At 40.7% G+C, this 14,147-nt stretch carries 12 protein-coding genes and 1 tRNA gene; 2 read left to right on the top strand and 11 right to left on the bottom strand.

What is annotated here, in order from left to right; translation table 11 throughout:
- Window positions 1–140: 140 nt before the first annotated feature.
- A complete protein-coding gene (locus ORI98_RS00840) occupies window positions 141–2,630 on the bottom strand; it encodes a 6-hydroxymethylpterin diphosphokinase MptE-like protein (RefSeq protein WP_306133877.1) in 2,490 nt (829 codons plus the stop codon).
- 424 nt (window positions 2,631–3,054) lie between these two features.
- Between ORI98_RS00840 and pseB the strand changes: the two genes are divergently transcribed.
- Together pseB and pseC are read left to right on the top strand one after the other, a co-directional pair.
- On the top strand, window positions 3,055–4,050 hold the full coding sequence (pseB, locus tag ORI98_RS00845; protein ID WP_306133879.1) for a UDP-N-acetylglucosamine 4,6-dehydratase (inverting): 996 nt from the start codon (window positions 3,055–3,057) through the stop codon (window positions 4,048–4,050).
- Between the two features lie 5 nt (window positions 4,051–4,055).
- Window positions 4,056–5,201 (top strand): UDP-4-amino-4,6-dideoxy-N-acetyl-beta-L-altrosamine transaminase, encoded by a 1,146-nt coding sequence (gene pseC / locus ORI98_RS00850; RefSeq protein WP_306133880.1) that lies wholly within the window; start codon window positions 4,056–4,058, stop codon window positions 5,199–5,201.
- Between the two features lie 20 nt (window positions 5,202–5,221).
- Here pseC and pseI read toward each other — a convergent pair whose 3' ends face one another.
- The 10 genes from pseI to ORI98_RS00900 all read right to left on the bottom strand — a co-directional run bounded on the left by pseI (window position 5,222) and on the right by ORI98_RS00900 (window position 14,126).
- A complete protein-coding gene (pseI, locus tag ORI98_RS00855; RefSeq protein WP_306133881.1) occupies window positions 5,222–6,274 on the bottom strand; it encodes a pseudaminic acid synthase in 1,053 nt (350 codons plus the stop codon).
- A gap of 34 nt (window positions 6,275–6,308) precedes the next feature.
- Window positions 6,309–7,148, bottom strand: a complete 840-nt coding sequence (locus tag ORI98_RS00860) for a phytanoyl-CoA dioxygenase family protein (RefSeq protein WP_306133882.1) — start codon at window positions 7,146–7,148, stop codon at window positions 6,309–6,311.
- A gap of 1 nt (window position 7,149) precedes the next feature.
- A complete protein-coding gene (locus tag ORI98_RS00865; protein WP_306133883.1) occupies window positions 7,150–8,043 on the bottom strand; it encodes a bifunctional 2-polyprenyl-6-hydroxyphenol methylase/3-demethylubiquinol 3-O-methyltransferase UbiG in 894 nt (297 codons plus the stop codon).
- 2 nt (window positions 8,044–8,045) lie between these two features.
- Entirely contained in the window at window positions 8,046–8,732 is a 687-nt protein-coding gene (locus ORI98_RS00870) for a WbqC family protein (protein ID WP_306133884.1), read from the bottom strand.
- 11 nt (window positions 8,733–8,743) lie between these two features.
- The gene (pseG, locus tag ORI98_RS00875) at window positions 8,744–10,315 is read right to left on the bottom strand and encodes a UDP-2,4-diacetamido-2,4,6-trideoxy-beta-L-altropyranose hydrolase (protein ID WP_371931099.1); all 1,572 of its coding nucleotides are present in this window, start codon (window positions 10,313–10,315) and stop codon (window positions 8,744–8,746) included.
- An 8-nt stretch (window positions 10,316–10,323) separates the two neighbouring features.
- Window positions 10,324–11,043, bottom strand: coding sequence for a pseudaminic acid cytidylyltransferase (gene pseF, locus ORI98_RS00880; protein WP_306133886.1), 720 nt, complete (start codon window positions 11,041–11,043; stop codon window positions 10,324–10,326).
- Window positions 11,044–11,079: 36 nt separating this feature from the next.
- Window positions 11,080–11,358 (bottom strand): hypothetical protein, encoded by a 279-nt coding sequence (locus ORI98_RS00885; protein WP_306133887.1) that lies wholly within the window; start codon window positions 11,356–11,358, stop codon window positions 11,080–11,082.
- Complete coding sequence (locus tag ORI98_RS00890) at window positions 11,355–12,650, bottom strand: motility associated factor glycosyltransferase family protein (RefSeq protein ID WP_306133888.1); 1,296 nt, start codon at window positions 12,648–12,650, stop codon at window positions 11,355–11,357. The genes ORI98_RS00885 and ORI98_RS00890 overlap by 4 nt, the downstream gene beginning before the upstream one ends.
- A gap of 37 nt (window positions 12,651–12,687) precedes the next feature.
- A tRNA-Arg gene (locus tag ORI98_RS00895) sits at window positions 12,688–12,763 on the bottom strand.
- A gap of 160 nt (window positions 12,764–12,923) precedes the next feature.
- A complete protein-coding gene (locus tag ORI98_RS00900; RefSeq protein ID WP_306133889.1) occupies window positions 12,924–14,126 on the bottom strand; it encodes a flagellar assembly protein FlgT in 1,203 nt (400 codons plus the stop codon).
- Window positions 14,127–14,147: the final 21 nt, after the last annotated feature.

Raw genomic sequence — 14,147 nt, forward strand, 5'->3', positions numbered from 1 at the left:
GAGTTTGCAACTGCTTTTAAAGCTTACCTGAAGTTGATGTTTCAGCTTTACAACTACATTTCCAATGCACACCAACCTAAATGAACATTTTAGATTGGTGTGCATAATAAACACATTTAATCAGAATCTTACAAGCTAATTTACCGCCCACGATTAATTTTTTCTAAATAAATCGTTGCAGGTTGATTTCGGGGCTCTAAAGCCAAAACATTTTGGAAGCAGGATTTAGCCTCATCTATTTTACCGAACTCTGCTAGAAAAATGCCGAATTTGAGCAATATAGAGATATCTTCAGGATATTTGTCTAAATAATCTAGATAAATATTCAAGGCTTCTTGAGGGTTATTACCCAATCTTAACGCATTCGCATATTGAGGTAGATATTGGTCACTGAATTGAATGATTTTTGAATAATAACAAGTAGCTAATTGCAGTTGATTTAACTCTAAAGCAAGCTTGATAATGTGTTTAAATTCAGCCTCGTGACTATGCTTAATCGGTGATGTCAACATTGTATCAAGAGCAAGCTCTGGCTGATTTTCTAACATTTGCTGGTAACTTAAGGCTAAATGGTAAAGTCGAGAAACCTCAGGATCAGAGTCAATAAAAGGTAACGTATATTGCACCATTTTAGAAATACCAATCAAGTGGTTGCTCTGCCGCAAAAACTCTAACTTTTTGAAAGCGTTATCCATGGATGGTACTGTAGTTTTCACCGTATCATCAATATGCTGTTTTACTACAAATTGTGTATAGTATTGACCTTCTGCTTTTTGGAGAAGCCTAACTTCCTCTTCATTTAAAAGCTTGTATTGCTCAGGGTGATTTAATTTCCAGGAAATAGCCCTTCCCCACTGCTTATCATTATCCCACTGTGCATATAAAGCATTAATATCGCATGGTGAGTCAAATTCGTTAATGCGGGAGCGAACTCTCTTTATAGCTGATGTGATGAGTTCTGAAATTTCATTGGCAATTATTTCAAATGCCTTATAGTATATAAGCATTTGTTTATCAACATCTTGTCGTGCCCACTCATCTTCTTTCTTCGTTGATAAAAACTGCGAAAATTCATAGAGTCCATATAATTTGATTAGGTAAGCTAGTGGCGCGAACTTGCAATTAATTTTTTGCTCTAACTTATCAAGTTTCTCACTAAACACGGCTGCGCGTTTGGTCTCTTTTTGATTTTTTGTCATTTTACTAATGAGCATTAACGCATCTGACAACAATAGTTGCAGCTTCTGTAGTTTATCTTGAGTCGTGGTTAAGTTATCTAATATATCATTCAAGTAACTTATTTTTTCTCTTGCTGGTATTTGATAATTTTTGGGGCATAATATTTGACGTTGTTCATTAGTGATTTTTTCAAGAAATATATCCTGAGAAGCTTGATATTGCACGCCATTAACTTTTGCAGCATCGTTCGACAAATTGATATAAGTTGTATTAAGGTTAATTACTGCGGCTTCTTGTAACGACTCAATCGCATGTAACAGCTGAATTGGCGTTTCTGCCATATTACCCGAATAGGTTTCAACCCACTCAAGCATGTTTCCAAGACTAGTGCTCAAACTTGCACCATAGGTACCTATAGTATGAGTAGCACCTGTTTGAGAATGACAAAAGTCAACTCCACAAAGAAGCACTTGCTTAAAACCCATTTCTGTCGCTATTTCGATTGCAGCATTAGTTACTGTTGGGCCAGCTGATTTTATATTGTCTTGATCAAGTTCATTCTCCCAAGGGAAACGAGAGCCTGTATATAAAGAAGCGCCCCGCCATTGTCCCAAGATTTGCGGAGTAACATGATATGAATTAATAAGCAACGAGCTATGCTCAAGCTGCATCAAATCTTTGTTAACATCAAAGCTTACTGATTGTGGATCAACAGATACAATTATATCAGCTTTGATATTGAGTTTAGATAACTTACCCGCCACACGAGATGCAGCAATGATAACTAAACGTTCAGAGTTAGCTTTTATCCAATCAATTTTACCATCTAATGATGGACCTCCACCTAATACAATACAGCTTTTACCGATAAACGCTTGTTTTAATAGCTTTGCAGGAAGTTGGTTTTCTGATAAATTTTGTAGCTGAGTTTTAATAAATATTTTCTGTGTAAAACCAGTACTTTGTTGAAAGTATTCTTGTTCAAGTTCCTTTACAACTCGAGCATTAAGCGTGCAATAGGATTCTAGATAATTGCCCGCTACTGCAATTGAACGGTGAACTTTAAACTTTTTCTTCGCTATATAGAGATTGTTTTCGGATATTTTTATGAATTTAGTAAACTCATCTAAAGAAGTGATAATCAATTCACCACGAAGTGTTGTAGGAATGTTAATAGTCAATAACTCTAATATTTCAGGCAGTTCAACAAAAATATATTTACTTCCCTTCGCTAACGGATGCTCCATGATGTAATTAGCCAATAAACCAGAGTCTAACCCAATGATGACATGTAATGTATCAGCAGTGCTAAGTTCACCTTTGAATCTCTCGTTATACAGTGTGACTGAATCTATTTTTTCAAACGTATGTCGATTAACACTTGGTAAGTAACCTTCGTTAAATTGACTTATAGCAAATGTTTTGGCTATTTCTGATGGTATATTAAGCATAGTGTCCTCAGCGATTAATTGTCCACAGTTACTGTCAATTAATTGTCATTATTAATAGGTTAATCAATATAATTAAACAATTTATCTAAAATCATTCCGTTACAATGCAATATTTCTGCCACAATAAAAACTAAGCCTACTTTATAGCCATTTTTTTAGAAATTTAACCAAATAGCTTATTTTCATTCCTCATAAGAAAAAAGGTTAGACAAATAGAATTAAGTTACTAAGATTACGAATGTTTATATAAGTTTGCGCCCTAAAGTTGTCACAATCATATAGATAGATTAGTGAGTAGCGGTTGCGATTATAAAAATTATGGTCTAAAAATTGCTAATTTTGCATTAATAAGAAAATTTGTCCATTGTATGTTTAATATCTATAAGAAAAAAATGGGCTAACAAGACAACAACTTGGAGAAATTATGTTCAATAACAAGTCAATTCTGATTACCGGAGGCACAGGCTCCTTTGGGCATAAATACACCCAAACTCTACTACAACGCTATAAGCCAAAGCGGATTATTATTTTCTCTCGCGACGAATTAAAACAGTATGAAATGCAGCAGGTCTATAACGATCCTTGCATGCGATATTTTCTTGGCGATGTGCGCGATGGAGATCGTCTTATGCAAGCGTTTAATGACGTCGACTTTGTTATTCATGCCGCGGCAATTAAACAGGTCCCTGCAGCCGAATATAATCCCATGGAATGCATCAAGACCAATATTTACGGCGCCGAAAACGTGATTAAGGCGGCTATCGCGAACAAAGTTAAGCGCGTGATTGCCTTGTCTACCGATAAAGCGGCTAATCCTATTAACCTTTATGGCGCTACTAAATTGGCGTCAGATAAACTGTTTGTTGCTGCCAACAACATTGTCGGAGCAGGAGAAACCCGATTCTCTGCAGTCCGTTATGGCAATGTGGTTGGATCCCGTGGTTCTGTAGTGCCTTTCTTCCAAAAGTTAATCAATAATGGTGCTACCTCTCTGCCAATTACTCATCCCGACATGACCCGCTTTTGGATAACCTTGCAAGGTGGAGTCGATTTTGTGCTTAAGAATTTTGCACGTATGCAAGGGGGAGAAATTTTTGTCCCTAAAATCCCATCGGTAAGAATTACTGATTTGGCCGATGCCTATGGACCAGGGCTAGTGCATGAAATTGTGGGAATTCGCCCAGGTGAGAAAATGCATGAAATTATGTGCCCTGCAGATGATTCACACCACACCATCGAATTTAACGATCATTTTGTGATAACACCGAGCATCTCATTCTTTGGTCGAGAACATGATTACACAGCTAATAACTTGGGAGAGAAAGGGTATACTGTTCAGCAAGGGTTCGAATATCACTCTGGGAATAATCCACACTTCTTGTCGTCAGATGAGATTAAACAATTTGACAAGGAAGCGTAAATCTAATGATTCCCTACGGTAAACAACAGATTAACCAAGATGATATCGATGCAGTTGTTGAGGTATTAAGGTCAGATTTCCTTACTCAAGGACCGAAAGTACCAGCTTTCGAACAAGCGATCATGGACTACACAGGAGCCCAGTACGCGGTGGCGGTGAACAGCGCCACCTCGGCATTACATGTCGCGGCTTTAGCTCTGGGAGTCACTGCAGGCGATTATGTCTGGACGACGCCAATAACCTTTGTCGCTTCGGCTAATTGTGCCCTTTATTGTGGTGCCAAGGTCGATTTTGTGGATGTCGATGCTACCACTGGTAACATGTGCCCTAGCGCGCTTCAGGCTAAGCTTGAAACAGCTAAAGCTCAAGGATGTTTACCTAAAGTGGTGATCCCTGTGCATTTATGTGGGCATAGCTGTGATATGGCTGCGATTGCTGCACTGGCCAGTGAATACGGTTTTTACGTGATTGAAGATGCTTCTCACGGTATTGGTGGTATTCATCAGGGAAATAAGCTCGGCAGTTGTCGCTATAGCGATATTAGCGTATTTAGTTTTCATCCAGTGAAGATCATCACCAGTGCAGAAGGTGGCGTGGCAACCACCAATAATGCCGATTTAGCGGCTCAAATGGAGCTGTATCGCAGTCATGGCATTACCAAAGAATCCCACAAAATGCGGCGCCCAGATGAAGGTGATTGGTACTACGAGCAACACGCATTAGGGTTTAACTACCGCATGAACGAAATGCAGGCCGCGCTCGGACTATCTCAAATGAAGCGACTTGATTATTTTGTTTTGAAAAGAAATAAGTTGGCTGAGCTGTATCGTAAAAAACTTAATCATCTACCTTTTAGCTGGGTAGATCCCTTGTGTGACTCGCAAAGTGCTCGGCATCTAGAAATTATCCGTTTAGATGATATCTCTATAAGAAAGCAGCTATTCAACGAAATGCGAACTGTTGGGATACAAGTACATGTTCACTATTTTCCTGTACATCTACAGCCCTATTACCTCAATAAAGGATTCAGAGCAGGGCAATTTCCGGTAGCGGAAGATTTCTATCGCCGAATTCTAAGTTTGCCTTTGCATCCTGAGCTTACTGCGGAGCAGCAAGCAACAATAGTAGAGACCTTAGTGACATTTTTTTAGTCTATTCTATTAAAATGTGGTTACTCAAATAGTGACCATGTAACTGGCGAGTTAGAACATACATCGGTTGTAAGTTTACGCCCGATGATACTATCATAAAATTTTGGAGCCAAGCCAAATCCCGGCCTCACACTGCGAATATCTTCGTTCTGTATACATTCGCCTGCCTTCTTATCATTGACTATGTATAACGAACGTCGATATTTAAGAGCCGTTTTTTCGCTTTCTTGCTGTGAGTAATCTACTTTACCCAGAGCCTGCCAGGCGATATAGGCATCTTTGCAGAGTAGACTCAACTCACACTCTTCTATGGAAAAACTGTCGTCAGGGCCGCCAGATCTGCGATCCATTGTCACGTGTTTTTCAATGATGGCGGCGCCGACGGCCACGGATGTTATCGCAGTGACATTATCTATAGTATGGTCAGATAATCCACCTACTACCCTAAACTGCTTTTTTAGATCTTCGATGGTTTTTAAATTGTATTCAGATGATGGTGCCGGATAACTACTGACACAATGTAAGAGTGCCAATTCGTTACACCCCCCACTTCGAGCAGCCTCTACTGCTTCTGCTATCTCATCCCTATTAGCCATACCTGTAGAGATAATCATCGGCTTTCCTGTGCCAGCGATATATTTTATCAGTGGCAGATCAATAGCTTCGAATGACGCCACCTTATAAGCTGGCGCATTTAAATCCTCCAACAGATCAACTGCAGTCTTGTCAAACGGCGAACTGAAAATGGTGATGTCTATATTACGGGCATAATCGAATAAAGGTTTATGCCATTCCCAAGGCATTTGCGCCCATTGGTAGAGTTCATACAGACTTTTTCCGTCCCATAAGCCACCACGAATCATAAAATCTTCATTTTTTGAATTTAAGGTAATGGTGTCAGCACTGTAGGTTTGCAGTTTAACTGCATCGGCATTGCAACGTTTTGCCATGGCAATAATCTGTTTAGCCCGTTCGATATCGCCGTTATGGTTCGCCGAGAGTTCAGCAATAATATAAGGGGGATAATCTGTGCCTATTTTTCGACCTGAAATAGAAATCATAGGGTGAGTCATAATAAGCCTTTAAAAGTTAAGATACCAATGTTGTTTATTTCCTGTGAGCAGAACAAGGCGTCAAGGGGAGTTCATAGGGTGCAGGTTCTTCCGGTACCTTATTGATTCTCCGCATGCGCGTGAATTCATCTTTGGGCGGTGCTAAATGAAAACCCAATAGTTGTTTTTGGTTATGGCTCATCTGAGCATAGATGTATTCCGGTGTGTTCTTCATAAAATCAAAGGAAGGCTTGATAAACCATCTTGCGTAACCGAGCAATAGTGCCCACCGGCTGGAATCTGTGACATTAGGCCCTCCACCATGCCACAAGTTGGCGTTAAAAATCAGTGCACCACCTTGTTTTCCGGTGATCAATATTTCAGCTGGATGTTGTTTACCGTTTTCAGGGTACTCAGTCCAGTTTTGGCTACCAGGCACCAGTCGCGTTGCTCCGTTAGATGCTGTAAAATCATCAAGCAACCATACTACATTGACTTTTAAACAGTAATTAACACCTGGTAAACCACTGTCAATATGTAGTTGTTGACCTTGATTTCCATTTAAGGGGCATCGAGCCGATATATTATTCAGGTAATATGGTTCTAGGTCGTTATATGAGCCTTGCTTAAGTGCAACATCTAGTAAGTCTATGACATTTGGATGCTCAAATAATTTAAACCAATCCATGGATTTATTATGTAGATTAAAGACTACTTTTTCTGTTGATTTGTCTGAGAGAGTGCCTATGGTCGAGGAGGCATTGGCATAGCGGGCTGCATATTGTTTATAATCTTCTTCAAGCAATGTTCGAAAGTGCTGGCAATCTTGTGTAGTAAGTAAATCGGGCAACAATACGTAACCATGAGTCAGGAAATGTTCAATATAAGTCTTCATATTAATTGGCCTTTGCATAACAGGTAATTTGACGCCCCAAATTGGCATCGGCCAGTGATTGGTAAAACTGTTGTAATGTCTTTTCTTCACCAAGTTTACGTAAGTTAAGCTCAAACTGAACTCTGCGTTGATGGCACGCTTTACCTATATCCCTATTTTCCACATAGTTGTCACCCATTAATAAAAACATTTCTAAGGGAAATGATGATACAGCGAGTTCATTTGTAAAATTGCAGCCTTTTAACAATGCCTGCAGGGAACCACGAGAAAAGTAATTGAGATGTGCAGGTGGCGATACCCACCACTGTGGCAACTCATGCAATCTTTGCGCTGAAACCTGCAGTGCATTGAAGTCATTTGGGACAGTGACAATGAGCAGTCCGCCAGCTTTGAGTACAGTGTTTCTTATTTCAGTAAGTACGTTGACCGGATCAGCAAGGTGCTCCAATACATTGTTTAGCATAACAACATCGAAGCGCTTGTTGTCGAAAACATTCATGCTTTCGACACCGCAATGTTTCACGTTCAGGCCTTGATTGACACCATAGTCGACAGCTTCTTTCGCAGGGTCGAAGCCATAGCAGCTGGCCCCATGTCGCTTAAAGTAACTTAAGGCTTGCCCCCAACCACAGCCCACATCCAGCAATTCAGTCTCAGCAATAGATCGTCCGAGCTGCGCCTCAATTATTCGTGCCTGGTCATTCCAGGTTCCTTCGTAAAATTCCTTGTCGATAAGTTGTACTTTCAGGGAGGAATTATTAAAGTTTTTATACTCGTTGGAGTAAAACTCATTGGCGTAAAACTGGTCAATCTCCGCTGCTGTAGGCGTAGGCGTGACTTGCAGGAAACCATATTTCTGGTGTGGTTTCAGAGTGTAGCTGTCATCTTTTTTCATGGTTAATTACCTAGATAAATTTGTGTTATGTAAGCCTTGGAATCACACCAACCTATATTCATTACCACATCCAGCATAGATAATTTCTCGATAAAATGGTCGGCTTTTCTTTGAGGATATACTTGTGGTGTAAATTGCTGAAAAGATAGACTGATACTAGTCTGTTCAGTAAAACCATCTGCAATTAAATACTCTCTTGCTCCTTGTGGAGACAAGTATTCTGTCGCATTAACACTGTGTAATATTGATATTAATCGCTGAGTCCTTATACCCGGAATGTCGAGCTCACTAGATCGTATGATTTGACATTTAATACCAAGTTTTTGAGACATTATTTTTATAAGAGCAATATTAAGTTCAGCCAGAGAGGTAAAGTTGTCATTGGAAATGAGTTCGATAAAACTACCGATCTCATCATTAAAGCTATGCTTGGCATAGGCTTGCTCAAGTAGTTTCGTCATTTTTTCACGCCATGGTGTAGTATTTTTAAGGCGTGTTTCGAGCAGGGTTTGTTCCAGTTGTTGATGCAGTACCGGCACGGTTAACCAGTGCGGTGCATTATTCAGAGGAATACGATTGCGGTTATGCCAGGAACTTTTTTGAAATTGGGCATCATCGAGAAAAATAAAAATGTCGACCTCAGACATTAAATGAAAGTAACCACTCCAGGGTAAGAAAGTGGGTTGCATGATGGCACATTTCATATTGCTTTTCTCAATTGTTGTACATTTTTGTTGGCAAATTCTGGCGCGACTAGATTATCGCTACTGGCGACGTAGCCTAATTTATCGTAAAACGATAAGGCCGCATGATTGTCTTTTTCAACATGAATTACTATATTATCGATGAGTAAGGCTTGCTTAATAAAAGCTTCCAGCAGGGTCATGGCTGTCGTTCCCAAACCTTTTTTTTGATCTGGCTGTTCACCAATGTAAATCCAAAGTTCGGCCTCATTATTTAGCACATTCACATGTTTAACACCTAGGTTACCCACGTGCTTCCCTCGTTGAATAATACTGAAAGTGTATTGTGTCCGACTTTTAAGTAATGCTCGCCAATAGACAAAGTGAGAGGCTCTGACGGGGGCATTGTGTTGTACAAATTGTTGTCTCAGCTTGTCACTCTGCAGCCAATGGAAAGTACGCCTGATATCTAGGGGTTTAACATCGGCTAAGGTGACATCCCTGGCCAGTAAGGTCTGACATACCAGTGGTGCACCAAATAGCACTGGTGCAGATACCAAAGGTAAAGGTTGCGAGCAAAATCGGGTGAGAAGGTGAGCTAATTCGTTAAAATCTCTGAACATTTCAAAGAAGCCTGATTTACTCATAGACAGTAAAGGTGCGATCTGGTTGTCAGCAATCGGCGTTAATAATGATGGCAGTTTCAGGAACAATCTTTCGAAGGTGCTGCCACCACCAGAGCCAATGGCTAAATCGGCATTTGCCATGAGTTCTGCCATATTGCTGGCATTAGTATGAATACGGGTATCGGTTGGCATGCAGAGAGCGGCAGCATTTAACGAGGCAAAATGGGGGGCATTGGCACTGACCACAAGGTCAATACGCTTCAGAGCCAACGCAGGTATGTTTTTGAGTAACTGCAGGACTCTTTCACTGTTATTGTCGGTGTCTAAACCTCCGAATATGATAAGCACTGTCTCGAGTCGATTATTATTTCGGCGACGGATACTATGGTATTGCCATTGTTTAAATTCGTCACGCAATAAAACATATTTACCGCCGAGCAGTAATTGACATTGTTTTGGTACCAATGCCTGATATGCGTTTGCTGCTACGTTCAAATTGTAGTCGAGCAAGATATCGCATTGGTGTTTCCTGTCGGCGAGGTCATCAATAACCATGAGTTTATTGCAATATGTCTTTGCCTTAACCTCCCATTTCGCATCCAGTGCATAATGATCTAGGATGATGATATCTGGCTTGAGTGATATAAAAAAGGGAATGCACTGAGTGATATCCTGCTGCCAACTAGTCTCCAACCAAACCCCGTGTTGTGGTACATCCAGATCAACTGCTATAGAATGAGTATCCTGGGGTAATAAAACTAACTCGAAGCCTTGTTGTGTTATCAAGGTTCCTTGGTTATTGGCTAAATTTCGGCAAATAAAAAAGCATTTGCAACCATACTGTTTTAACGTATGAGCCAGCGTAAGGCAGCGCATGAGATGTCCATAACCTATCAGATGACTAGAGTCTGTTCTGAACACAATTATCTGCTTGCTGGATAGTACTGCTTTCAAAATAACCACCAATAGTTTTAAAGTGACTTCATAGCATAACTGGCTTTAAACATTAATTCAGCTCTTATCCAGTCATCTTCAGTATCAACGTCTTGTACCCGATAACTAGGTATGATTACTGCTACTGTGGGGGCTGAGAATATTGATTTTTCCCTTAACCAAGCATCTACAGTTCCCCAACAAAATTGCCCTGCGTCATGAAATGCCATGGGTAGATCCTGTGAACGAGTCATGAAATGTTTCGGTTGCAGCATATTAAGTTGATTTTGTTGATTGACTACTACCGCACGTTGGATAGGAAAATCAAAATTTGTTACGGCTAGTGCATAGTCGTTTTCTCCAGCCGTTAGAGCTATAAAACCGCGCTTGATATCTTCGTCATTGATAAACGGTGCCGTAGCATAAATGCAACACACATGGGTGATGCTGCTTTCACCATTTTGTACAGATGTTGATGCGCTATTAAGCCACTTAATTGCATGAGAAATTACGGCCATAGTCCCCGTCATATCATCTGATAGTTCTGCTGGGCGCATAAATGGTACTTCTGCTCCTGCGTGAAGCGCAATATCTGCAATAATTGGATCATCGGTAGAAACAATGACTCTATCGAAACAACCGCTGGAAAGAGCTGCTTCAATAGACCATACGATAATAGGTTTTTCATGGAAAAGACGAACATTTTTTCTCGGTATTCTCTTACTGCCACCTCTTGCAGGTATTATTGCTATTTTCATAAATTGATTCTCTGCAAATATAAAATAATGAATGGTTCAAGTTTTAATATTAACATGTTGCTGTAATAGTAAAGTTAGCTCGTACTCTAAACTATCGGCGAGGGAAAGCCAGTCGTTACGCTCCTGCGCAGCCAGCATGTCGCGAAATAACTCAACCACAGTTACGGCATTTTGTAACTCAGGCAAGATAGGGTTAAGAAGGTCGATGCACTGAGCAAAGTCATGTGACCCATCGGCTTCATGGCCTAAGCGAAACTTATGCGCAGCCGAGGTCAGCATTTGGATAAGGGCGTCAGTTGCAGTACTTTTCATCACTTACACTCCTGATATTGGGCGCCATCAATGGCTGCACCATCTAAACTCGCATTATAAAAAGTCACCTCAGGTTTAGTGAGAATATAATGTTCAAGGGCAAGTAAATAGCCTCGAAAATTCAGATCGGTTGCCACTTTTTCTCCATACCCATTCATCACCCAGTGTCTTTTAGTATGAGCAATAGAAGGGCCTAATTTACCATCTTGCCAAAAAGCATGGGTCTTATTATGCGGATAACTAAAATCGCAACCAAATAATGTTATCGATTGACTGTTTAAATGTACGGCTAAATCGATGGCAGGATGGATGACGCTACCATTGGCAAATAGGCGCAGTTTAGGGCATTGCTGGTGGAACTCATCATAGATTTTACTGTGCGAGTAAGCGGTAAAACGTTGCCCAGGCCACCATTGCAACACTGCTTGCTGTGACTTAGGGAAATAGACCAGTTTCACGCTATCAGGCACGTTATCGGGCAAAAAGTCACGCGTGACATTTTGATCTATGCTCACAACGATATCGGGAACAATCTGTTCATTGAGTAAGGCTTTTAATGCGGTGTCGACGCTAATCATCAATGGTCTAGTCGGCTCTGGTAATGCTCGCTGCGCCCTAAGGTAAGCATAATGCTGCTCGAGCGTGGGACCAGTAGCGATGACCAATGTTTGATTAGGTTTATATTGCAAGCTTAAAGTCGCGGCATCAGCATCTTGTTGCATGATCGCAAGATTATCAAGCATGCGCTGCTGAAGCTCTGCGTCATCACTGCGATGGCTCCTGTTGGCAAAATCAAGGTTATTGTTAAATACCAATAAGTCACGCAATTTGGCATTGTCATCATGGTTCAATAAGAGTTCGGGTGTGACGGTAATGTAGTGAGGCGGCAGTCGGTGTTGTTGAAGCGGGTGCACCAGTGCTACGCGCGGATCGCTCAACCATTCGCGCTGATCTGTATAAGTCATTAATAAGGCAAACAGGCTAACATTGAGCAGGCAAATATGTATACTTTTTATGTTAGGGTTCTGCACTAAGACGGTGGGGACATCACCCATGCCGACACCATAAACCGTTACTTCACTGCAGTTTGCTGGCAGTTGCTTAATCAACAGCTGCGCTTCGGCGAAACGGTTATGACGGCTACTCAATTGAATACCATTGACACTGATTGTTTGTTCATTGCCATTAACGAGACAAGCATCGAATTGATCAATTGAAGTATTTTCTAATTTTACAGCAAGAGCAGGCCAACGTAGGCGAATGATGTCAAGATTTGCTAAAAATAGTTCAGTCATTGACGCACCTCTTCTAGCTTATTTATTATCATAAATATGGTCTCCCCACAGGGACTCGAACCCCGATCGGCCGCTTAGGAGGCGGCTGCTCTATCCTGTTGAGCTATAGGAAGACAAAACAATTATACTGTTTTTTGCCTTGATGAAAAGCGCTTATTTGGGTTTAAAACTGTTTAGATTTAATTGGTTAATAAACAAACGCCATTGTATAAATGGCTAGTTGCTTTAACCAACAAATCAACTCAACATTTACTGATAAAACCCTTACGGTGATTACAACTTAATGGCTATATCATGAACCTGAATATTATCTGCAGCATCAATATTTTCAATCATTGCGGTGGCGGTGTCTTCACTGACTTGATCGATGATAATTTCAGCGCGATTTTTAGTCACTAATGCACGCATATTATTGAGACGGTCTGGAATATTCTTTTGCAAAACGATTTGAAATTTGTCAGCTAATTTAACCCCATTTTTACGGCCTAAATTAATAATAATACGGTCGCCCTGCCTCGCTATAATCTGTCCTAATAATGGACGACAGTTCAACGTGTTATCTAATGAAATAATACTTTGTTGCAGCTGCTGGCTAATTGCTGCGCCATAGGATGAAGACCAGAAACGTTGACTGTTAGGTACCACGGTTTCTTGGCGTTCAAACTCCCATGGAGCATTGGTGGTAAAAGCCTCACTCCAAACCACTTCACCACTGATCCCGTGAAACAGGGTCAACTCGAAACTGAACTGCCTTAAAGGCGTATCATCCACAAACCCTAGAAAACTGGTGGTGTAAGGCTCTGTAGACATATCTATCACTTTAGTTTTTAAAATATACTGACTATCGGTGATTTCACCTAACCAACTTGGAATACCATAACCTTTAAAGTTAACTAATTCGTTTGTGTCGTCTAAACGTTCATCCGCATGCACTCTTGCAAAACTGGTCACAGACTGACTATTAATCAGCTGACCAAATTGAAAAGTTAGCGCTTTATTGAAACCAAATAGATGACCATGATTAAGCTGACTGCGATCGGCAACTTCAATTTGCGGCAATAAAATGGCAGCTTTTAAAGATTGGGCTTTACATTGGTCAGTTTGGCTCGTGTCATCAACATAGAGTGACAGCATCACGGTTAACGTATCACCGCTGACCATCTCACTTAGCAGTTCAATGTTATTGGCTGCGCCCATACGCTGCATAGAAAAGGTATCCTGCGTTAACGATCCTTGGCTAATTTGCTGTTGGCTTGAAAAATTAACCCCTGCTCGCAAACTGGCATAGTTTAGTGCTTGATTTATAGCGTCTTCACGAGCTTTATCCATATTACCATTAACGATTTTAGCTGTGCCTGTCACTTCGACTTGCTCCGCAATACCATTAAAGCTGATAAAAACAGGTAATAGCATTAATACTCGTGCCCAGTTAAGCCAAGTTTGTGCGCTATTTTGATTTTTTAATGCATAAAACATATTTCACCCTGCGTCAGATAT

Source organism: Shewanella sp. ULN5, assembly GCF_030731885.1.
Classification (GTDB): Bacteria; Pseudomonadota; Gammaproteobacteria; order Enterobacterales; family Shewanellaceae; genus Shewanella; species Shewanella holmiensis.

Bases quoted from the DNA above. Each gene is read 5' to 3' on its own strand.
- ORI98_RS00840 (WP_306133877.1), bottom strand. From the start codon at position 2,630: ATGCTTAATATACCATCAGAAATAGCCAAAACATTTGCTATAAGTCAA.
- pseB (WP_306133879.1), top strand. From the start codon at position 3,055: ATGTTCAATAACAAGTCAATTCTGATTACCGGAGGCACAGGCTCCTTT.
- pseC (WP_306133880.1), top strand. From the start codon at position 4,056: ATGATTCCCTACGGTAAACAACAGATTAACCAAGATGATATCGATGCA.
- pseI (WP_306133881.1), bottom strand. From the start codon at position 6,274: ATGACTCACCCTATGATTTCTATTTCAGGTCGAAAAATAGGCACAGAT.
- ORI98_RS00860 (WP_306133882.1), bottom strand. From the start codon at position 7,148: ATGAAGACTTATATTGAACATTTCCTGACTCATGGTTACGTATTGTTG.
- ORI98_RS00865 (WP_306133883.1), bottom strand. From the start codon at position 8,043: ATGAAAAAAGATGACAGCTACACTCTGAAACCACACCAGAAATATGGT.
- ORI98_RS00870 (WP_306133884.1), bottom strand. From the start codon at position 8,732: ATGCAACCCACTTTCTTACCCTGGAGTGGTTACTTTCATTTAATGTCT.
- pseF (WP_306133886.1), bottom strand. From the start codon at position 11,043: ATGAAAATAGCAATAATACCTGCAAGAGGTGGCAGTAAGAGAATACCG.
- ORI98_RS00890 (WP_306133888.1), bottom strand. From the start codon at position 12,650: ATGACTGAACTATTTTTAGCAAATCTTGACATCATTCGCCTACGTTGG.
- ORI98_RS00900 (WP_306133889.1), bottom strand. From the start codon at position 14,126: ATGTTTTATGCATTAAAAAATCAAAATAGCGCACAAACTTGGCTTAAC.